Origin of the sequence: Sphingopyxis sp. HIX (assembly GCF_001468285.1) — a bacterium.
GTDB lineage: Bacteria > Pseudomonadota > Alphaproteobacteria > Sphingomonadales > Sphingomonadaceae > Sphingopyxis.
Genome location: NZ_LNSB01000011.1, coordinates 68794 through 88402, shown reverse-complemented (window position 1 = coordinate 88402; position 19609 = coordinate 68794). Strand labels below are relative to the sequence as shown.

Annotated in this window: 18 protein-coding genes; 6 read left to right on the top strand and 12 right to left on the bottom strand. The window is 66.7% G+C overall.

The window, feature by feature from the left end; all coding sequences use genetic code 11:
- The first annotated feature begins 94 nt into the window (after positions 1-94).
- Together ATE62_RS07465 and ATE62_RS07460 are read left to right on the top strand one after the other, a co-directional pair.
- Complete coding sequence (locus ATE62_RS07465) at positions 95-1486, top strand: cation:proton antiporter (RefSeq protein ID WP_058808332.1); 1392 nt, start codon at positions 95-97, stop codon at positions 1484-1486.
- Between the two features lie 64 nt (positions 1487-1550).
- Positions 1551-2759, top strand: a complete 1209-nt coding sequence (locus ATE62_RS07460; protein WP_058808333.1) for a hypothetical protein — start codon at positions 1551-1553, stop codon at positions 2757-2759.
- On the opposite strand, the gene ATE62_RS07455 is transcribed toward ATE62_RS07460, so the two are convergent.
- Entirely contained in the window at positions 2756-4291 is a 1536-nt protein-coding gene (locus ATE62_RS07455) for a tryptophan halogenase family protein (protein WP_058808334.1), read from the bottom strand. The genes ATE62_RS07460 and ATE62_RS07455 overlap by 4 nt on opposite strands.
- A gap of 65 nt (positions 4292-4356) precedes the next feature.
- On the opposite strand from ATE62_RS07455, the gene ATE62_RS07450 reads away from it, so the two are divergent.
- Entirely contained in the window at positions 4357-5076 is a 720-nt protein-coding gene (locus ATE62_RS07450; RefSeq protein WP_058808398.1) for an extensin-like domain-containing protein, read from the top strand.
- Here ATE62_RS07450 and ATE62_RS07445 read toward each other — a convergent pair.
- The 11 genes from ATE62_RS07445 to ATE62_RS07390 form a co-directional block, all read right to left on the bottom strand.
- Positions 5073-5510 (bottom strand): GNAT family N-acetyltransferase, encoded by a 438-nt coding sequence (locus ATE62_RS07445; protein WP_058808335.1) that lies wholly within the window; start codon positions 5508-5510, stop codon positions 5073-5075. The two genes, ATE62_RS07450 and ATE62_RS07445, sit on opposite strands and share 4 nt — an antisense overlap.
- A gap of 2 nt (positions 5511-5512) precedes the next feature.
- Positions 5513-5869: a HesB/IscA family protein gene (locus tag ATE62_RS07440; RefSeq protein WP_058808399.1), complete on the bottom strand. Its 357-nt coding sequence runs from the start codon at positions 5867-5869 to the stop codon at positions 5513-5515.
- Positions 5869-6339 (bottom strand): SUF system Fe-S cluster assembly protein, encoded by a 471-nt coding sequence (locus ATE62_RS07435; RefSeq protein ID WP_058808336.1) that lies wholly within the window; start codon positions 6337-6339, stop codon positions 5869-5871. Before ATE62_RS07435 ends, ATE62_RS07440 begins: the two co-directional genes overlap by 1 nt.
- On the bottom strand, positions 6336-7517 hold the full coding sequence (locus ATE62_RS07430) for an aminotransferase class V-fold PLP-dependent enzyme (RefSeq protein ID WP_156420555.1): 1182 nt from the start codon (positions 7515-7517) through the stop codon (positions 6336-6338). Before ATE62_RS07430 ends, ATE62_RS07435 begins: the two co-directional genes overlap by 4 nt.
- Positions 7514-8245: a SufD family Fe-S cluster assembly protein gene (locus ATE62_RS07425; protein WP_058808337.1), complete on the bottom strand. Its 732-nt coding sequence runs from the start codon at positions 8243-8245 to the stop codon at positions 7514-7516. The genes ATE62_RS07430 and ATE62_RS07425 overlap by 4 nt, the downstream gene beginning before the upstream one ends.
- Positions 8242-8625 carry a hypothetical protein gene (locus tag ATE62_RS07420; RefSeq protein ID WP_197412016.1) on the bottom strand — a complete coding sequence of 128 codons (384 nt, stop codon included), beginning with the start codon at positions 8623-8625 and terminating at the stop codon, positions 8242-8244. The genes ATE62_RS07425 and ATE62_RS07420 overlap by 4 nt, the downstream gene beginning before the upstream one ends.
- A gap of 5 nt (positions 8626-8630) precedes the next feature.
- Positions 8631-9374: a Fe-S cluster assembly ATPase SufC gene (gene sufC, locus ATE62_RS07415; RefSeq protein ID WP_058808339.1), complete on the bottom strand. Its 744-nt coding sequence runs from the start codon at positions 9372-9374 to the stop codon at positions 8631-8633.
- A gap of 186 nt (positions 9375-9560) precedes the next feature.
- Positions 9561-11048, bottom strand: a complete 1488-nt coding sequence (gene sufB / locus ATE62_RS07405) for a Fe-S cluster assembly protein SufB (RefSeq protein WP_058808341.1) — start codon at positions 11046-11048, stop codon at positions 9561-9563.
- Complete coding sequence (locus ATE62_RS07400; RefSeq protein WP_058818477.1) at positions 11045-11554, bottom strand: SUF system Fe-S cluster assembly regulator; 510 nt, start codon at positions 11552-11554, stop codon at positions 11045-11047. The genes sufB and ATE62_RS07400 overlap by 4 nt, the downstream gene beginning before the upstream one ends.
- Positions 11555-11842: 288 nt before the next feature.
- Entirely contained in the window at positions 11843-12730 is an 888-nt protein-coding gene (locus ATE62_RS07395; RefSeq protein WP_058808343.1) for an AraC family transcriptional regulator, read from the bottom strand.
- A 97-nt stretch (positions 12731-12827) separates the two neighbouring features.
- Positions 12828-14648, bottom strand: a complete 1821-nt coding sequence (locus tag ATE62_RS07390) for a DUF885 domain-containing protein (protein WP_058808344.1) — start codon at positions 14646-14648, stop codon at positions 12828-12830.
- A 95-nt stretch (positions 14649-14743) separates the two neighbouring features.
- Here ATE62_RS07390 and ATE62_RS07385 point away from each other — a divergent pair, with 95 nt between their 5' ends.
- From ATE62_RS07385 to ATE62_RS07375, 3 genes are all read left to right on the top strand, one after another.
- Positions 14744-15814 (top strand): quinone-dependent dihydroorotate dehydrogenase, encoded by a 1071-nt coding sequence (locus ATE62_RS07385; RefSeq protein ID WP_058808345.1) that lies wholly within the window; start codon positions 14744-14746, stop codon positions 15812-15814.
- A 115-nt stretch (positions 15815-15929) separates the two neighbouring features.
- Complete coding sequence (gene ggt, locus ATE62_RS07380; RefSeq protein ID WP_058808346.1) at positions 15930-17621, top strand: gamma-glutamyltransferase; 1692 nt, start codon at positions 15930-15932, stop codon at positions 17619-17621.
- 108 nt (positions 17622-17729) lie between these two features.
- Positions 17730-19559 carry an AMP-dependent synthetase/ligase gene (locus ATE62_RS07375; RefSeq protein ID WP_058808348.1) on the top strand — a complete coding sequence of 610 codons (1830 nt, stop codon included), beginning with the start codon at positions 17730-17732 and terminating at the stop codon, positions 19557-19559.
- Positions 19560-19609: the final 50 nt, after the last annotated feature.

Sequence of the window (19609 nt, the reverse complement as noted above, 5' to 3'; positions counted from 1 at the left end):
GCACTTTCATGGCTCCTGGCCATCGGAAGGGGCGGATACCGAGGCCGGAAGAGCCGTCGGTCCGCCGGGTGGGAGACGTAAATTGGTATCAAATATGTTCGGTGAGCTGGCGCGCGCGATCGGCGACGTCATGGGCGCGCACGGCCCAGCGGTGGAGGCGGCGAAAAGCTATAGCCCCACCGACTACAGCATCCATTTCTTCCTGCAGATCGCGGTGATCCTGCTCGTCTGCCGCGTCGTCGGCTGGATGGCGAAGAAATTCCTCGGCCAGCCGCAGGTGGTGGGTGAGATGATCGCCGGCGTCGTGCTCGGACCCTCGCTGTTCGGGCTGCTCTTTCCCGAGTTCCAGGCGGCGCTTTTTCCGAAGGAAACGCGCAACGTCCTGTACGTCGGCGCGCAATTCGGCGTCGGGCTGTACATGTTCCTCGTCGGCACGACGCTGCGCCTCGACCATTTCCAGTCGAAGGCGAAGAGCGCGGTCGGCGTGTCGGCGGCGGGCATCGCCGCGCCCTTCCTGTTCGCGGCGCTGATCACGCCCTTCCTGCTCGATATCCCCGGGCTGTTCGCCGAGGGACTCGGGCAGGGCAGCGCGACGCTGTTCATGGGCGCGTGCATCGCGCTCACCGCCTTCCCCATGCTGGCGCGCATCATCAACGAGCGCGGGCTTGCCAACACCTCGCTCGGCACGCTGACGCTGACCGCGGGCGCGTTCGACGACGCGGTGTCGTGGTGCGTGCTCGCGATCGTGCTCGCGACCTTCGGCGGCGGCCCGGGCATCGCCTTGCTTGCGATCGTCGGTGGGCTCAGCTTCGCGCTCTTCATGTATTTCATCGGCCGCAAGCTGCTCATTCCGCTCGGCCGCGCGGTCGAGGCGAAGGGCGAGCTGACGCATCCACTGCTAGCGGTGGTGCTGATGCTCTATGCGATGTCGGCCTTCTTCATGGACGCGGTCGGCATCCACGCGGTGTTCGGCGGCTTCCTGCTCGGCGCCTGCATGCCGCGCGGGCTGCTCACCGAGGAGATCAAGAAGAAGATCGAGCCGATGACCGTGGTCTTCCTGCTGCCGATGTTCTTCACTTACTCGGGGCTCAACACCCAGCTCACCACAGTCAACAGCCTGTCGATCCTCGCGGTCGCGGTCGGCATCCTGCTCGTCTCGATCGCGGCGAAGTTCGGCGCCTGCTGGCTCGCGGCGCGGCTCGCGGGCGAGGATAATCGCACCGCGCTCGGCATCGGCGCGCTGATGAACGCACGCGGCCTGATGGAGCTGATCATCATCAACATCGGGCTGCAAAAGGGCATCATCGGCCCGACGCTGTTCGCGATCATGGTGCTGATGGCGATCGTCACCACCGTTATGGCTGGACCGTTGTTCGAGCTGGTCTACGGCCGCAAGGCCCGCGAGACGGGGGAACTTGGGGCGCTCGGCACCGAAGGACCCGACGAACCACGGGACGAGACGCCGCTGGCGCCCAAGCCCGCCTGACATCCCTCCTGCCTCCCCCGCTTCGGCCGCGGCCGGGGCGGGGAGGATTTTCGGGAACCTCTCCATGAAAAGATACTGGCTTGCGGCGTCGCTGGCGCTGCTCGGCGGCCCCGCGTGCGCCGAAGAGATAGCGGTCACGCCGCTGCTCGACACGCGGCTGCGTTATGAGCGGGTCGAGCAGGACGGCTTGCCCGAAAAGGCCGACGCGCTGACACTGCGCGTGCGGCCGGGGATCGAGGCTAAACAGGGCGCATGGAGCGTGCTGGTCGAGGGCGAGGCGAACCTCGCGATCGCCTATGACTATAACGACGGGACCAACGGCAAGGCGGCGTTTCCGCTGATCGCCGATCCGCCGAACCTCGAACTCAACCGCGCGCAAATCCGCTATGCGGGCGCGAACGGGCTGGCGCTGACCGCCGGGCGCCAGCGCATCGAGATGGCCGACCAGCGCTTCACGGGGTCGGCCGGGTTCCGCCAGAACGAGCAGACCTATGACGCGGTGCGCGTCCAGTGGGGCAAGCCGAGGGGGCTGAGCGCCGACCTCGTCTATAGCTGGAGCGTGCGCACCGTAAACGGCCGCAACGGCACCGGCGCGCGGCCGCAGGCGATCGGCGGCGACAATGTCTTCGCGGTGGTGGGCTATGGCACCGATATCGGCACGCTCAGCGGCTTCGCCTATCTGGTCGACCAGGACGAGGCGGCGGTGCAGGGCTATCGGCTGTCGAGCCAGACCTGGGGGCTGCGCTTCGCGGGCAGCCAGCCGGTCGCGAAGGACGTGAAGCTGAGCTATGTCGCGAGCTGGGCGCGGCAGCGCGACTCGCGGCGCAATCCCAACGACTATGCCGCCGATTATTGGCTCGCCGAGGCGGGCGTCAGCGCCGGCGGCCTCAATGCGACCGCGGGCTACGAGATTCTCGGCGCGAGCGATGGTGCGCCGCTGACCAGCGTCCAGACCCCGCTCGCCTCGCATTTCCGCTTCAACGGCTGGGCGGGCAAATTCGTGACGACCCCGCCCAATGGCCTGCGCGATCTTTATGCCGGGGCGGGCTATGGCTGGAAGAAGGTCGCGGGGCTCGACAATATCGGGCTCAACGCGGTCTGGCACCGCTTCGACAGCGATCGGCTGCACCAGCATTATGGCGACGAGTTCGGCCTCGCGCTGACCGCCAAGAGGGGAAAGACCGGTGGCTCGATCCGCTACGCGCATTATAATGCCCGGGATTTCGCGACCGACACCGACCGGCTCTGGCTGACGCTCGACTTTGTGCTCTAGGCGGCCTCGGCGTTGATCTGGTCGATCAGCGCGCGGTGCGCGGGGAGTTCGCTCGCGGCGCGGTCGCCGAAATTGCGGATGCGCGCGAAGATGCGCTCGGCCTCGGCGACGTCGGGGAACTCCTCGCGCACCGGCGACAGGTCGGTCCGATATTCCATGCCGTAGAGGATATACTGGTAGTTGAAGAAGGCGAAGCTCTCGAGGTCGAGGATGAAGTCGAAGCGCCCAGGCGGGCGGTAACGCCATTCTTCGAGCAATTCCTTCAGCCGGTCGGGGATCGACGCGGGGTCCCCATTGTCGCGCCAGAAAGGCTCGTTGCGGCGGCTGAGGCAATAATGGAGCTTCAGGAAATTGACGATGTTCGCGTAGCGCGCCGACATCAGCTCGTTGAAGCGCCGCGCGGGCGCCCCCATCGGACCGCCGAGCGGGAACATCTCGGCGATCATCGCCGCTGCGGTCTCGATCATCACCAGACCGGTCGATTCGAGCGGTTCGAGGAAGCCCCCCGACAGCCCGACCGCGACGCAATTCTTGACCCAGGGCGTCGTGCGATAGCCCGCCTCGAACGGGATGCTGCGCACTTTGACGTCATGGCTGCGCCCGCCGGTGTAGGTTGCGAGGATATCCGCGGCGCGGTCGTCGCTGAGATGCGCGCTCGAATAGACGCAGCCGACCCCGCGCGCGCCGGCGAGGCCGATGTCCCACGTCCAGCCGCCCTCGTGCGCCGCGGCGATGGTGTAGCTTTCGAGCGGCGCGGCGGGATCGTCGTAGGGAATCTTGCACGCGAGCGCACGGTCGGTGAACAATCGGTCGCCGACGCTCCTGAACGGCGCACCGAGCGCGCCGATCAACTCGGCGCGAAAACCCGAGCAGTCGATATAGAGGTCGGCCGACAACGTGCCATGCTCGGCGGTCACGATATGGTCGATCGCGCCGGTCGTGCCGTCGAGCGCGACGTCGGTCAGCGTCCCCTGCAGATGCGTAACCCCCAGCGCGCGCGCCTGCGCCGACAGCACTTCGGCCAGCCGCGCCGCGTCGAAATGATAGGCATAGTTCAGCGGCCCGTCGAAGGCGCCCTCGCCGGGGCGCTTGGGAGCGCGGCGCGCCTCGGCGACGCGGTTCTGGATCGTCATCGCCTCCGCAAAGGCCGGGCGCGTCGCGGGATCCTGGAGCAGCCAGTAGGAGACGAGGCTGTGCCCGTCGCCATGATAGGGGGGCTCGAAGGGGTGGAGGAAATGGCTCGACGTGCCCGGCGCGGGGGTGCGCACCCAGTCGTCGAAGCGGATGCCCTGCTTGAAGGTCGCGGTGGTGGAGCGGACGAACTGGCTCTCGTCGATGCCGATGAACTGCAAGGTGCTGCGGATCGTCGGGAAGGCGCCTTCGCCCACGCCGATGCTGCCGATCTCGTCCGACGCGATCAGCGTGATCGCGAGCCGCGGGTTGCGCGGCAGGTCGAAAAAGCGCGCGAGATAGGCCGCGGTCAGCCAGCCCGCGGTGCCGCCGCCGACGATCAGGATCGAGCGCTTCGCCATTGGGAACGCTATCGAGCCGCAAGGCGCTTTCAACAAGCGCTATTTTGCGCCACGCGGAAAGCGAGATGATGAAGAGCCTGCGCCCCTATCTGATCTGGTTCGGAATAGCCCTGCTGCTGACCGTCGCCGCGATTCGTGCGATGCAGTGGGTGCGCGACCATCCCGAGCATGTTCCCACCGCGCGCTTCGAACTCAAGCATCCGCAGGGCTGGGCGACGCACCGCAAGCTGGTGGCGCTCGGCCAGGACGATACCGCCTGCTTCGCCGCCTTCGACCGCGCCGGCGCAGGCTATCTGCGGCGCCCGGCGATGGGAGAGGGGGTGTGCCGCGCGAGCCAGCGCATGTTGCTCACCGCGAACAAGCTGGTGCCGACGATGCGCCCCGCGGGCGCGGCGCCGGGCTGTGCGGTGACCGCGGCGATGGCGCTGTGGAACCGCGATGTCGTCCAGCCGCTCGCGCGGAAGCATTTCGGGCAGACGGTGGTCGAGCTCGAGAATCTAGGCAGCTACAATTGCCGCAAAATCGCGGGGAAGCAGGCGCAGAGCCAGCATTCGACCGCCAATGCGATCGACATCTCGGCCTTCGTGCTCGCCGACGGGACGCGGATATCGCTGATCAACGACTGGGACGACGGCGACAAACGCAGCACCTTCCTGCACGACGTGCGCGACGGGTCGTGCGGCCTGTTCAGCACCGTGCTGTCGCCCGACTACAACGAAGCCCACGCCGACCATTTCCACCTCGACATGGCGCAGCGGACGGCGGGCTGGACGGTGTGCCGCTAGAGCGGTTTCGAATAGAGGATCACGCGGACTTCTTCGGCGAAGCCGTTGGCTTCGTGCCACGCCTGGCTGCCGAGATTGTCGAGTTCGACGTCAGAGCCGATGCGGTCGTGGCCGCGTTCGCGCGCGCGGTCCTCGATGGCCGCGAGCAATAGGCGCCCGGCGCCGGTGCGGCGGAGCGCAGCGTCGATCCAGATGCCCTCGATATGCGGATAGGGCGCGACCGGGCAGCCGTCGAACATCGTGCGGAGCTGCACCTCGGCAAAGCCTGCCGCCTTCCCGGCATCGTCGACCAGGATGAAGTTCCAGAGTGTCTCGTCGTCGAGTGCCGCGGGCAGGTCTTCGGCCAGCTCCGCGGCGTCGGCGTCGGGCCACAGCGCCGCGCGCATCGCCGCCCAGGCGGGAATGTCGGCAGCTTCGGCGTCGCGGACCTGCATCGTCAGACGGTGAAGCTCTCGCCGCAGCCGCACGCGCCCTTGGCGTTCGGGTTCTCGAACACGAAGCCCGCGGCGAAGTCGTCCTCGACCCAGTCCATCGTGCTGCCGATGAGGTAGAGCACCGACGCGCCGTCGATGTAGAAGACGCCGCCGGGGGTCTCGATCTTCTCGTCGAACTTCGCCTCTTCGGTGACATAGTCGACCGAGTAAGCGAGCCCCGAGCAGCCGCGGCGCGGGGTCGACAGGCGAACGCCGATCGCGCCTTCGGGCGCCGACGCCATCAGCTTGGCGATGCGCGCTTCGGCGCCAGGGGTCAGGGCGACAGCAGCGGGGCGGGCGCGGGTCTTGGTCTCGGTCATCACAGCATTCCCAGTTCGAGGCGCGCTTCGTCGCTCATATTCTGCGGGCTCCACGGCGGATCCCAGACGAGGTTGACCTCGGCGTCGCCGACGCCGGGCACCGCGCCGACGCGGAGTTCGACCTCGGCGGGCATCGATTCGGCGACCGGGCAGTGCGGCGTCGTCAGCGTCATCGTGACGAGCACATGGCCCTCGTCGATCTCGACATTGTAGATCAGGCCGAGATCGTAGATGTTCACGGGGATTTCGGGGTCGAAAATCTCCTTGAGCGCGTCGATCACCGCCTCATAGAGGTCGCCGCCGACCGCGCCCTGCGCGACCTCGGCGGGCTTGGCCGCGAGAAAGCCTTCGAGATAGTCGCGCTTGCGCTCGAGCTTTTCGGGCGCGGTTTCGACATCCTCGACGCGCGCCTTGGGCGGTGCTTCGACGCTCGTGACTTCTTCCACCTTGATCATGCGATCCTCGCTCATCCGAAAATCCTCTCGACGCGGGCGAGGCCCTCGATCAGTGCCGCCACGTCATCGCGGTTGCTGTAAGCGCCAAAACTCGCGCGTGCGGTCGCGGGTACCCCCAGATGCTCCATCAGCGGCTGCGCGCAATGGTGCCCGGCGCGGATCGCGACCCCGCTTTCGTCCAAGATAGTGCCGATGTCGTGCGGATGAACCCCCGCCATCGAAAAGCTTACGATTCCGGCACTGTTTTCAGGGCCATAGAGCGTGATGCTGTTCTTGCGGGCAAGAGCTTCGCGTAAGGCGCTGACCAGCGCGACCTCGTGCGCGTGGATCGCGTCGATGCCGATACCCTCGACATAATCGACCGCCGCGGCGAGCCCGATTGCTTCGATGATCGCGGGCGTTCCCGCCTCGAAGCGGGTGGGGGCGGGGGCGTAGGTCGTGCGCTCGAAGGTCACGCGGTCGATCATCGACCCGCCGCCCTGCCAGGGCGGGAGCGTGTCGAGCTTGTCGCTCCACAACACGCCGACGCCGGTGGGGCCATAGAGCTTGTGGCCAGAGAAGGCGTAATAGTCGCAGCCGAGCGCCGCGACATCGACGGGCAGGCGCGGCACCGCCTGACAGCCATCGATCAGCAGTTCGGCACCGACGCGATGCGCGAGCTCGGCGGCGCGCGCGACGTCGAGCGGGCTGCCGAGGACGTTCGAGACGTGGGCGAAGGCGACCATCGTGTGTTCGGGGGTGAGCAGCTTCTCGGCGGCATCGAGATCGATGCAGCCGTCGGCGGTCAGCGGACAAACATCGACCTGCCAGCCCGCGAGCTGCCAGGGCACTATATTGCTGTGATGTTCGAGCATCGACAGCAGTATGCGACCTTTGCGCGGGTGCGAATAAGCGACGAGATTGATCGCCTCGGTCGCGCCGCGCACGAACGCGATCTGCTCTTCCTTCGCGCCGATAAACGCCGCGATCCGCCGCCGCGCCGCCTCATAGGCGAGCGTCATGTCGGCCGAGCGCGCATAGACGCCGCGGTGCACGGTCGCATAGTCGCGGCCCATCGCGTTCACCGTCGCGTCGATCACCGCCTGCGGTTTCTGCGCCGTCGCCGCGGTGTCGAGATAGTGCCAGCCGGGCGTCAGGCCGGGGAAGTCGGCGCGGACATTGAGGAAGGTGCGGAGGGCAGTCGCGGTGCTCACACCAACTCTCCCAGCTTGGCCAGCGCGAGCGCCTGCAAGCGCTCCTCATCCTCGGCCCCGTCGAACACGCCGGCAACGAAGGCCTGCAGCAATATCTTCTTCGCCTCGGCGGGCGGCAGCCCGCGCGACTGGAGATAATAGAGGCTCATCGCATCGAGTTCGCCGATCGCACAGCCGTGCGCGCATTTGACGTCGTCGGCGAAGATTTCGAGCTCGGGCTTGGCGTTGGCGGTCGCGCTGCGGTCGAGCAGCATCGCCTTCACATCCTGCTCGCTGTCGGTCTGCTGCGCATCGCGCGCGACCGCGACCTTGCCGAGATAGGTGCCGGTCGCGGTGCCGCCGAGGACCGAACGTATCATCTGCCGCGACGTCGCGCCGGGTTCGGCATGGGTGACGGTGGTGACGATCTCCAGATTCTGCTCCCCGCCGCCGATCTGCGCCGCGCCAAGATGGAAATCGGCGCCCTCGTGGAGCGTCACCGCGAGTTCGATCCGGCCATAGGCGCCCCCGATGTTCAGCACATGCACCGACGCAGTCGCGCCCTTGCCGAGCACCAGCTCGATCTGGCGGATGCCGCCCGCGTCCTGCACTATCGCGCGGCGGAAATCGCCGCCCGCGGGCACGACGATGCTCTCGGGCGCGGGCAGCGGCCACGCCGCGGCCACGGCATCGATGTCGCTATAGCGCCAGGCTTCGTCGCGGCGCGATGGGAGGACGGCGGCGCTCATCGGGCGGCTGCCCGGCGGTCGGCGAGTTCGGCGACCATTGTGTCGCGCGCTTCGAAAACGCACGGCGAAAACCGGTCGCGAAGCAGCGCCTTGCGCATCTTGTTCCGCGCGTTCGACGGCAGGCGGTGATCCTTCAACCGGGCGAAGTCCGCTTCGAACTGCTTGTGGCAGCGGATCATCGCGGTGCAGCCGATGCGGTCGATCGCGGCGTCGCCGGTCGAACGCCGCGTATAGCAACGCAGGTCGCCGCGCGATTCGACCAGCGACGCGCGCCAATCCTTGAGCTTGCTTGCGATCACGACGATTTCCTGCTCGACCGCATCGGGCGGCGGAGCGGAGGGAAGCGCCGCGGCGGGCGTCATGGTCATCAAGGCCAGCATCGCCATCAAGCCGCAATCTCGGCATAGCCATGTTCCTCGAGCTCGCGCGCGAGTTCGGGGCCGCCCGACTTGACGATGCGGCCGGCGGCGAGGACGTGGACGAAATCGGGCTGCACATAGTCGAGCAGGCGCTGGTAATGGGTGATCAGCAGCACCGCCTTGTCGGGGCGGCGCATGATCGTGTTGATCCCGTCGCCGACGACGCGCAGCGCGTCGATGTCGAGGCCCGAGTCGGTCTCGTCGAGGATCGCGAGCTTGGGATCGAGGATACCCATCTGCACCATCTCGTTGCGCTTCTTCTCGCCGCCCGAGAAGCCGACGTTCACCGGGCGCTTGAGCATGTCCATGTCGAGCTTCAAGAGCCCCGCCTTCTCGCGCGCGAGCTTCAGGAAGTCGCCGCCCGACAGCGGCTCTTGCCCACGCGCCTTGCGCTGGGCGTTGAGGCTCTCGCGGAGGAACTGGACGTTCGATACGCCGGGGATTTCGACCGGATATTGGAAGCCGAGGAACAGGCCCGCGGCGGCGCGCTCGTGCGGGTCCATGTCGAGCAGATCCTGCCCGTCGAAGGTCGCGGACCCTTCGGTGACCTCATAGCCGGGCCGCCCGCCGAGGACATAGGAGAGCGTCGACTTGCCCGCGCCATTGGGTCCCATGATCGCATGGATTTCGCCCGCATTGATACTGAGCGACAGGCCCTTCAGGATCGGCTTGTCGGCAACGGTGGCGTGGAGGTTTTCTATCTTAAGCATGGTTTTGGTCGATCTTATATTCACTGGATTCCAGCTGAACCGGACTGCCGTTGATGGAGAGGGACTGGTCCTGCGGGACGCGGACGAATTCGTGCGATCCGCCGGTTTGGTTGGCCGCGTTGGGCACCAGCTCGGGTTCGGACCCGAGCGGCCTCGCGGCGCGCTTTCGGAAGAGCCAGCGCAATATCACCCCACGCTCCCCTCAAGGCTGATCCCCAACAGCTTCTGCGCCTCGACCGCGAACTCCATCGGCAGCTGCTGCAGCACTTCCTTGGCGAAGCCGTTGACGATCAGCGCCACCGCCTCTTCCTGTCCCAGCCCGCGCTGCATCGCGTAGAAGAGCTGGTCGTCGCTGATCTTGCTCGTCGTCGCTTCATGCTCGACGGTCGCGCTCGGGTTGCGGACCTCGATGTACGGGACGGTGTGCGCGCCGCATGTGCTGCCGAGCAACAGGCTGTCGCACTGGGTGAAGTTGCGCACGCCCTCGGCATTCGGCGCCACCCGCACGATGCCGCGATAGGTGTTGTTCGACTTGCCCGCGCTGATCCCCTTCGAAACGATGGTCGAGCGCGTGCGCTTGCCGTTGTGGATCATCTTGGTGCCGGTGTCGGCCTGCTGGTAATTGTTGGTGACCGCGACCGAATAGAATTCGCCGACGCTGTCGTCACCGTTGAGGACGCAGCTCGGATATTTCCAGGTGATCGCGCTGCCGGTCTCGACCTGCGTCCACGATACCTTGCTGCGCTTGCCCTGGCACAGCGCACGCTTGGTCACGAAATTATAGATGCCGCCGAGCCCCTCGGCGTTGCCGGGGTACCAGTTCTGCACCGTCGAATATTTGATCTCGGCATCGTCGAGCGCGACCAGTTCGACCACCGCGGCGTGGAGCTGGTTCTCGTCGCGCATCGGCGCGGTGCAGCCTTCGAGGTAGGAGACGTAAGCGCCCTTGTCGGCGACGATCAGGGTGCGCTCGAACTGCCCGGTATTTTCGGCATTGATGCGGAAATAGGTGCTGAGTTCCATCGGGCAGCGCACGCCCTCGGGCACATAGACGAAGGTGCCGTCGGAGAAGACGGCGCAATTGAGCGTGGCGAAATAATTGTCGTGCATCGGCACGACCTTGCCGAGCCACTTCTTCACCAGCTCGGGATATTCGCGGATCGCTTCGGAGATCGAGAGAAAGATCACGCCCGCGCGCTTCAGTTCCTCGCGGAAGGTCGTCGCGACGCTGACGCTGTCGAACACCGCGTCGACCGCGACCTTGCGCGCGCCCTCGACCCCCGCGAGCACCTTCTGCTCCTCGATCGGGATGCCGAGCTTCTTGTAGACTTCGAGGATCTCGGGGTCGACCTCGTCGAGGCTGGAGAGCTTCGGCTTCGCCTTCGGCGCCGCATAATAGTACGCGTCCTGGTAATCGATCGGCGGGACGTTGAGCTTCGCCCAGTTGGGGGTCTCCATCGTCAACCAGTGGCGGAACGCCTTCAGCCGCCAGTCGAGCATCCATTCGGGCTCGTTCTTCTTCGCCGAGATGAAGCGGACCGTATCCTCGGTCAGCCCCTTCGGCGCGAAGTCGGTCTCGATGGCCGAGGACCAGCCATGTTCGTAATCGGCGACCTTCGCGGCGGCGTCGTGCGCGGCCTGGTCCTTGATGCGGGTTTCGGTGTTGTCGGTCATGCTTCTATCCTCCCCTCCCGCTTGTGGGAGGGGCTGGGGGAGGGAATGTTTACTGGGTGAGTGGCCGCTACAGGCCCTCCCCAAACCCCTCCCGCGGGCGGGAGGGGCTTACTGAGGCTCGCCAAACTAATCTCCGCCAATGCCCCGCGTACCGCGCCGTTCACCACGCCCCAATGCGGCTGCACCTTGCAGCTGCCTTCGAGCGAACAGTCGTGGCGGCCTTCGGCGACGCAGGCGGTGAGCGCGATCGGGCCCTCGACCGCTTCGATGATGTCGGCGACGTTGATCGCCGCGGCGGGACGCGCCAGCCTGATGCCGCCGCCGCTGCCGCGCGAGGCGACGAGCAGGCCGGCGCGCGCGAGGCTGCTCACCAGCTTCTGCGCGGTCGGGCCCGGAATGCCCGTCTGCTCGGCGAGCATGCCGGCGCTGAGCGCGACCAACCCGCACTGGCGGGCGGCGGCGCTCATCAGCACCACGGCATAATCGGCAAGGTTGGACAGGCGCATGAGATCCTTCTCGCGGAAACTGCGAACGATTCTTAACTGGAGTGAATTACTCCACTTATATAGGCGAGGCGTCCGCGCGGCGCAAGCAAGGCGGGTTTGGGAAGGCCCAAGAAAAAAAGGCACCCATCTGGCCGAAGCCAAATGAGTGCCAAGATGAAGGTCTCTGTCCTCGCCAGGAGGAAGAGCTCTTCTGGGTCGCAGCCCCCGATTATGCCGGGGCGGCGATTCGCGATTGGATGGAAACGCCAAAACGACGGCGCGTGAAATTTTTGAAGGTAAACGCGGCGCTTAGGTTTCGGAGACCATCGGGCTGACCTTGCCCGCCATCTGCTTGCGGCCCTTGGCCGTCGCCTCGACATAGCTCGACGGTTTGGCGAGTTGGCCCGGGGTAGCGCCCGCGAAGCGCTTGATCTCGCGAATCAGGTGCGACTGGTCGTAAAAGGCGTCGCCGAGCTCGGCATCGTCGAGCTTTTCGCCGCGGGCGAGCGCCGAGGCGGCGCGCACGGCGCGATATTTGCGCGCCAGCATGCGCGGCGACAGGCCGTAATAATGTTTGGTCATCCGCTCGACCGAGCGGATCGACATGCCCGTCGCCTCGACCAGCTCGGGGACGTGCGGGTTGGCCGATCCGGTCAGCCACTGGTCGACGGTGCGCGTGAACCACACCGGCGCGGGCTCGTTCTTCTTCAGGATCTCGCGCACGAAATTATTGCCGATCACCAGCCGCTCGGCGGTGTCGGCGGCGTTGCCGATCGCGTCGACGACCTCCTCGATCCAGTCGCCGAACAGGTCGGCGGCGTCGATCGCGCGGTCGGTCAATTTGTCGGCGTGCGCCCCCATCAGGGTCGCCCAGCCCGCGGGCATCAGCCCGAAGCCGTACATGCGCAGCGGCCCCGGCGCGATCGCGCGGACGCTGCCGCTGGTCGGGCCGATGATCGTCGCGCGCCCCGCGGGAAAGCGATAGCCGTCGGGGAAGACATATTCGCCCTTGGGCACGTCCATGATGCGGAATTGCGGGCGGTCGGCGCGCTCGCTCTCGTCGAACAAAGGCAGGTCGACGCGCACGAAATAGAAGCTCGACACCATTTCCGCGAGGTCGGGATCGGGCGGGAAATATTGCAGCTCGAACGGCGCATCGCCGTCCGCGCCCGCTGGCGTGGATGAAGCTTCCGTCATGACGAGACCCGACCCCCGGCGGCTGAGCGCCGCCTGTTTAACTAGGCCAAATCATTTGCCTTTCGGGCGCGCGCGTCAAGCCGCAAATCGCCGGACGTTAACTCTTTTGGGTCGCTATCCACGTATCGACGCGGCGTTCGAGGACGTCGAGCGGCACCGGACCCGATTCGAGCACGACATCGTGGAAGGCGCGATAGTCGAACTTCTCGCCCATCGCCTTCTGCGCGCGGGTGCGGAGTTCCATGATCTTGAGCTTGCCGATGAGATAGGCGGTCGCCTGTCCCGGATAGACGACATAGCGCTCGATCGCCTTTTCGATGTCGCCCTCAGGGTTCGGCGTATTGTCCTTGAGATACTGGATCGCCTGCTCGCGGCTCCAGCGCTTGTCGTGGATGCCGGTGTCGACGACGAGCCGCGTCGCGCGCCACAGCTCCATGCCGAGCCGCCCGAAATCGGCATAGGGATCGGTGTAGAAACCCATGTCCTTGGCGAGTTCCTCCGAATAGAGGCCCCAGCCCTCGGTGTAAGCGGTGAAGCCGCCGAAGCGGCGGAAGGGCGGCAGGCCGGTAAGTTCGGTCTGCACCGCGCGCTGGAGGTGATGGCCGGGCACGCCCTCATGATAGGCGAGCGCCTCGAGCTCGGTCTTGGGCATGTCGCGCAGGTCGTAGAGGTTGACGTAATAAATGCCGGGCCGCGAGCCGTCGGGGGCGGGGGAGGAGTAGAAGGCCTTGCCCGCCGACTTCTCGCGGAACGCCTCGACCGCCTTCACCTGCAGCGCCGATTTGGGGATGGTGTTGAAGAAGGCGGGCAGCCGCGCCTCCATCGCCTTCACATGGCTGTCGACGTCGGCGAGATAGGCCTCGCGCGTCGTGTGATAATATTGCGGGCTGGTACGCAGATGCTCGAAAAACTGGTTCAGCGTGCCCTTGAAGCCGACCTTCGCCATGATCGTCTTCATCTCGCCATGGATGCGCGCGACTTCGGACAGGCCGAGGTCGTGGATCTCGGCCGCGGTCATGTTCGTTGTCGTATAATTGGCGAGCAAAGCCTCATAATAGGCCTTGCCCTCGGGCATGCGCCACACACCGTCCTGCGTCGGCGCCGTCGCCTGCTGGCGCGCCATTTCGGCGGCGAGGCGGGTGTAGGCGGGGCCCGCGCTCTCCGCCCAGGCGGCCTTGGCAGCGGCGATCAGCCGCGCCTTTTCGGCGGCGTCGATCTCGAGCTTGTTCACCTTGGCGGCGATGTCCTCGATCACCGCATTGTCGGCCTTGGTCAGGTTGCCGATGTCCGAGATCACATAGGGATAGACCCATTTGGGCGGCGCATAGCCCTTGGCGGCGCGCTCGGCCGACTGCGCCGAGAGCACGTCGAGGATCGGACCGAGTTCGCGGATGCGCGACACATAGGCCTCGGCCTCGGCGATAGTGGCGACGCGGTGGATGTTGATCAGGAAGGCGGGCATCTGGCTCTGCGCGCCGTTCATCTGGTCGAAGACATAGCCATGGTCGCGGAAGGGGAAGAGCCGTTCGGCGCGCGCCGCCTGCGCGTTGAACAGCTCGAACGACAGCGCCTCGTCGGTCGGCAGCGCCTTGGGGTCGAAGCTCCCGCGCATCGCCTCCGCGGTCGCGGTCTGCAGCTTGAAGCGCGCGACCGCGGCCTCGTCCGACACATCGTCCCACTTCCCGTAGTCGCCGTCGCGCACCCCGCGCCGGGCCTTGGTCTCGGGCGAGAGCGACAATTGCGCTGCGTCATATTTGTCGAAGAATTCCGCGAGGTTTGCGCCCGCGGGCGCGACTTCGGCGGCGGGCGGCGCGGCGACGGTCGCGGGGGCCTGCTCGGTAGCCGCGGGGGCGCAGCCGGCGACGGCGAGCGCGATCAGGCAGGTGGACAGGCTGGCGGCGAGGCGGGGGTGCGACACTTTGTTCTCCGGGCGTTATCGTTGGACTTTGCTGGCCGGCCAAGGCTCGCTGTGGGGGGCTTGCCATAGCGTCCCCCGGCGCGCAATGGCGGGCCATGTCGCTCTTCGCCTCGCTCACCGATGCCGCCTATGCGCTCGTCCGCCCGATCGTCCATGCGACTGACGGCGAGGCCGCGCATAATCTGACCATCGCCGCGCTCGAACCGCTGCCGCGTGCGCGCACGGCGCTAACCAGCCCGATCCTCGCGACCGAGGTGGCGGGGCTGCATTTCCCGAATCCGGTCGGGCTCGCGCCGGGCTTCGACAAGGATGCGCGCGCCGCCGCGGTGATGCCGCGCTTCGGTTTCGGTTTCGTCGAGGTCGGCACGCTTACCCCGCTGCCGCAGGAGGGCAATCCGCGCCCACGGCTGTTCCGGCTGGTCGAGGACGGCGCGGTGATCAACCGCATGGGCTTCAACAACGGCGGGCAGGCCGCCGCGGCCGAGCGCATCGCCAAGCTGCGCGCCTGCGGCATGGCGGTGCCGCTGGGCATCAACATCGGCGCGAACAAGGACAGCGACGACCGTATCGCCGACTATGCCAGGGGCGTCGCCGCGATGGCGCCGCTCGCCGATTACCTCACGGTCAACATCAGCTCGCCGAACACGCCGGGGCTGCGCGCGTTGCAGGACAAGGGCGCGCTCGAAGGGCTGCTCGACGCGGTCGCGGCGGCGCAGCCCGCGGGCGACGCGAAACCGGTGTTCCTGAAGGTCGCACCCGACCTCGAGCCCGCCGACATCGACGATCTTGTCGCGGTGGCGATCGACAAGGGTCTGGCGGCGCTGATCATATCGAACACGACGATCGGGCGGCCGGCGTTGAAGTCGGTCCACGCGCAGGAGGCGGGCGGGCTGTCGGGCGCGCCGCTCCACGATCTCGCGCTCCAGCGGCTCAGGGATTTCCGCGCCGCGAGCGGGGGCAGGCTGCCGCTGATCGGCGTCGGCGGCATCGCCAATGCCGAACAGGCGTGGGCGCGCATCCGCGCGGGCGCCAGCCTGGTGCAAATCTATTCGGCGATGGTCTTCGCCGGCCCCGGCCTCGCCCAGCGCATCGCGCGCGGGCTGGAAGATCTCGCGGTGCGCGACGGCTTCACGCGCATCGCCGATGCGATCGGGGTGGGCGACTGAACTTCCGCGAAGCCGGTTAGCCACGCCGGCGCCATAACCGTGCTGCATCGCTTTGCGACCGCGAGGAATAGGGGATGGGGTTGCGCCATGCTTCCCCCCGCGCCAATGTCTGCGCATGAACAAGAAACTCCTCGCCGCCTTCGCCCTTTTCCTCACCACCATTCCCTCGCTCGCCGCGGCGCAGGGGGTGACCTCGACCGCCGACCCGCGCGCGACCGAGGCGGGGCGGCAGATATTGCACGAGGGCGGCTCGGCCGCCGACGCGGCGATGGCGATGATGCTGGTGCTGACGCTCGTCGAGCCGCAGTCGAGCGGCGTCGGCGGCGGCGGGTTCCTAGTCTATCACGACAGCAAGACCGATACGATCGGCACGATCAACGGCCGCGAGATGGCGCCCGCCGCGGCGAAGCCCGAGCGCTTCCTCGGTCCCGACGGCAAGCCGCGCGGCTATAGCGACGTCATCCCCGGCGGGCTGTCGGTCGGCGTCCCCGGTAACGTCCGGCTGATGGAAATGGCGCACAAGAAATGGGGTCGGCTCGAGTGGAAGGCGCTGTTCCAGCCCGCGATCAAGCTCGCCGACGAGGGGTTCAAGGTGACGCCTGCGCTCTATGGCTGGCTCGACCGTTTCCAGGACACGTGGAAGGATTTTCCCGCGGCGCGTGCGCTCTATTATGTCGATGGCAAGCCCGCGCCCGTGGGTACGGTGATCAAGAATCCCGCCTATGCCAAGTTGCTGCGCGACATCGCCGCGCGCGGCCCCGACGCTTTCTACACCGGCGCCAATGCCAAGGCGATCAGCGACGCGGTGGCGAAATCGGTGCGCAACCCTGCGGTGCTGACGACGAAGGACATCGCCGCCTACAAGGCGCAGGACAAGCCCGCGGTCTGCACCACCTACCGCGTCTATAAAGTGTGCGGCATGGGCCCGCCCTCGTCGGGCGCGACCACCGTCTTCGGCATCCTCGGCCTGCTCGAGGGTTGGGACATGAAGGCGATGGGCAAGGACAATCCGATGAGCTGGCACCTTCTCTCCGAAGCGATGCAGCTGAGCTACGCCGACCGCGAAAAATATCTCGGCGACAGCGATTTTGTCGACGTTCCGGTCGCCGGGCTGCTCGACAAGAAATATCTTTCCGAGCGCCGCCAGCTGATCTCGCCCTTCGGCCGCGCCGCCGCCTACCCCGCGGGCAACCCGCCGGGCGCGCAGCCGCGCACGCCGTCGGGTCCGGTCCCCGAAGCGGGCACGACGCATTTCGTCGCGGTCGACCGCGAAGGCAATGTCGCCTCGATGACCTCGACGATCGAGAGCATCTTCGGCAGCAACCTCAACGCCAACGGCTTTTTCCTCAACAACGAACTCACCGATTTCGACCTCAACCCGGTGCAGGGCGACGCGCCCGGGGCGAACCGCGTGCAGGCGGGCAAGCGCCCGCTGTCCTCGATGTCGCCGACGATCGTCTATGGTCCCGACGGCAAGGTCGTGCTGGCGGTCGGCTCGGCGGGCGGCAAGCGGATCATCATGCATGTGACCAAGACGCTCGTCGGCGTGCTCGACTGGGGGCTTTCGGCCGAGGATGCGATCGCGCTGCCCAACCTCTATTACGGCCAGCAGGGCGTGCTGATCGAGGACGACGCCGCGGGCAAGGCGATCGCCGACAAGATGAAGCCCTTCGGCTATCCCTTCGTCCCCACCAGCCTCGGCTCGAAGCTCAACGCCGCGCAGCGCGTCGGCGAGGTCTGGCACGGCGCCGCCGATCCGCGCGGCCCGGGCAGCTCGTCGGTCGACGGCGCACCGCCGCAGGGGTGATGCGGTCCTCCCGCGCTCCCGGGCGCGGGGCTTAATGACTTCAATCGGGCATCATTTGACCCTAAGGATGGGCAAAAGGACGAAATCCTCCCCGGGAGAGCAAGAAGCATGAAGCTGGACAACCCCCATCTCGACCATTTCCCGAGCCTGGTCGCGATGTTCTTCGACCGCGCCGAAAAGGGCGGCGACGACCCCTTCCTGTGGCGCAAGGCCGACCGCGCGTGGCAGTCGCTGAGCTGGCGCGAGGTCGCCGAACAGGTCTCGGCGCTCGCACACAACCTGCGCAAGCTGGGGCTGAAGGAGGGCGACCGCGTCGTGCTGGTCGGCGAGAATCGCCCCGAATGGTGCATCGCCGACCTCGGCATCATGGCCGCGGGCTGCATCACCGTGCCGACCTACACCACCAACACCGAGCGCGACCACCAGCATATCCTCGACAACAGCGGCGCGAAGGCGGTGATCGTCTCGACCGCCAAGCTCGCGCGCGCGCTCATGCCCGCGGTGATGCGCTCGGACGCCAATCTGGTCGTGACGATGGAGAATCTGCGCGTCGGGCAGCAGGGCGACGTGCGCGTCCACGACTGGGCGCCGCTGGTCGCCGATGGCGCGACCTATGTCGAGGAGACCAAGGCGCGCGGCCTCGGGGTCAAGCGCGAGGACACCGCGTGCCTCATCTACACCAGCGGCACCGGCGGCGCGCCGCGCGGGGTGATGCAGCATCATGGCGCGATCCTGCACAACGCCGCGGGCGCGGCCGAGGTGCTGGTCAACGACTTCGGCATCGGCGACGAAGAGGCGTTCCTGTCCTTCCTGCCGCTCAGCCACGCCTATGAACATTCGGGCGGGCAGTTCCTGCCGATCATGGTCGGCGCGCAAATCTATTACAGCGAGGGCCTCGAAAAGCTCGTCTCGAACATCGAGGAAACCAAGCCGACGATCATGGTCGTCGTGCCGCGGCTGTTCGAGGTGATCCGCGCGCGGATGATCAAGTCGGTCGAGAAGCAAGGCAAGCTCGCCAACTGGATGCTCAATCAGGCGCTGCGCGTCGGCGAGAAGGATTATGAGCGCCGCATGGGATTGCTCGACCGGCCGGTCGACCTGATCCTCGACAAATTGTTCCGGCCCAAGATCGGCAAGCGCTTCGGCGGGCGGATGAAGGCACTGGTGTCGGGCGGTGCCCCGCTCAATCCCGAAATCGGCGTCTTTTTCCACTCGATCGGGCTGACATTGCTGCAGGGCTATGGCCAGACCGAGGCGGGGCCGGTGATCAGCTGCAACCGCCCGAGCGCGGGGATCAAGATGGACACCGTCGGCCCGCCGCTGATGAACACCGAGGTGAAGATCGCCGAGGACGGCGAGATATTGGTGCGCGGCGAGCTGGTGATGAAGGGCTATTGGCGCAATCCGTCGGAGACCGAGCGCGTGCTCGTCGCCGATCCCGCCGAGCCCGACGCCGGGCCGTGGCTGCACACCGGCGACATCGGCCATATCGATGGGCAAGGCCGCATCGTCATCACCGACCGCAAGAAGGACCTGATCGTCAACGACAAGGGCGACAATGTGTCGCCGCAGCGCGTCGAGGGCATGCTGACGCTCCAGCCCGAGATTTTGCAGGCGATGGTCTATGGCGACAAGCGCCCGCACCTCGTCGGCATCCTCGTGCCCGACCCCGAATGGGCGAATGAATGGGCCGAGGCCGAGGGGCTGCCCAAGGATCTCAAGCTGCTGCGCGAGCACGACAAGTTCCGCTCGGCGCTGCGCGAGGCGGTCGACCGCGTCAACGGCCAGCTGTCGGTGATCGAGAAGGTGCGCAAGTTCGACCTCGCCGACGAGGCCTTCACGATCGAGAATGAGCAGATGACCCCGTCGATGAAGATCCGCCGCCATGTGCTGCGCGACGTTTACGCCGACAGGATCGCGGCGATGTACAAGGGGTAGCTCGAGCTAAGAAACCGATCTCAAATCCCGTTCGTGTCGAGCGAAGTCGA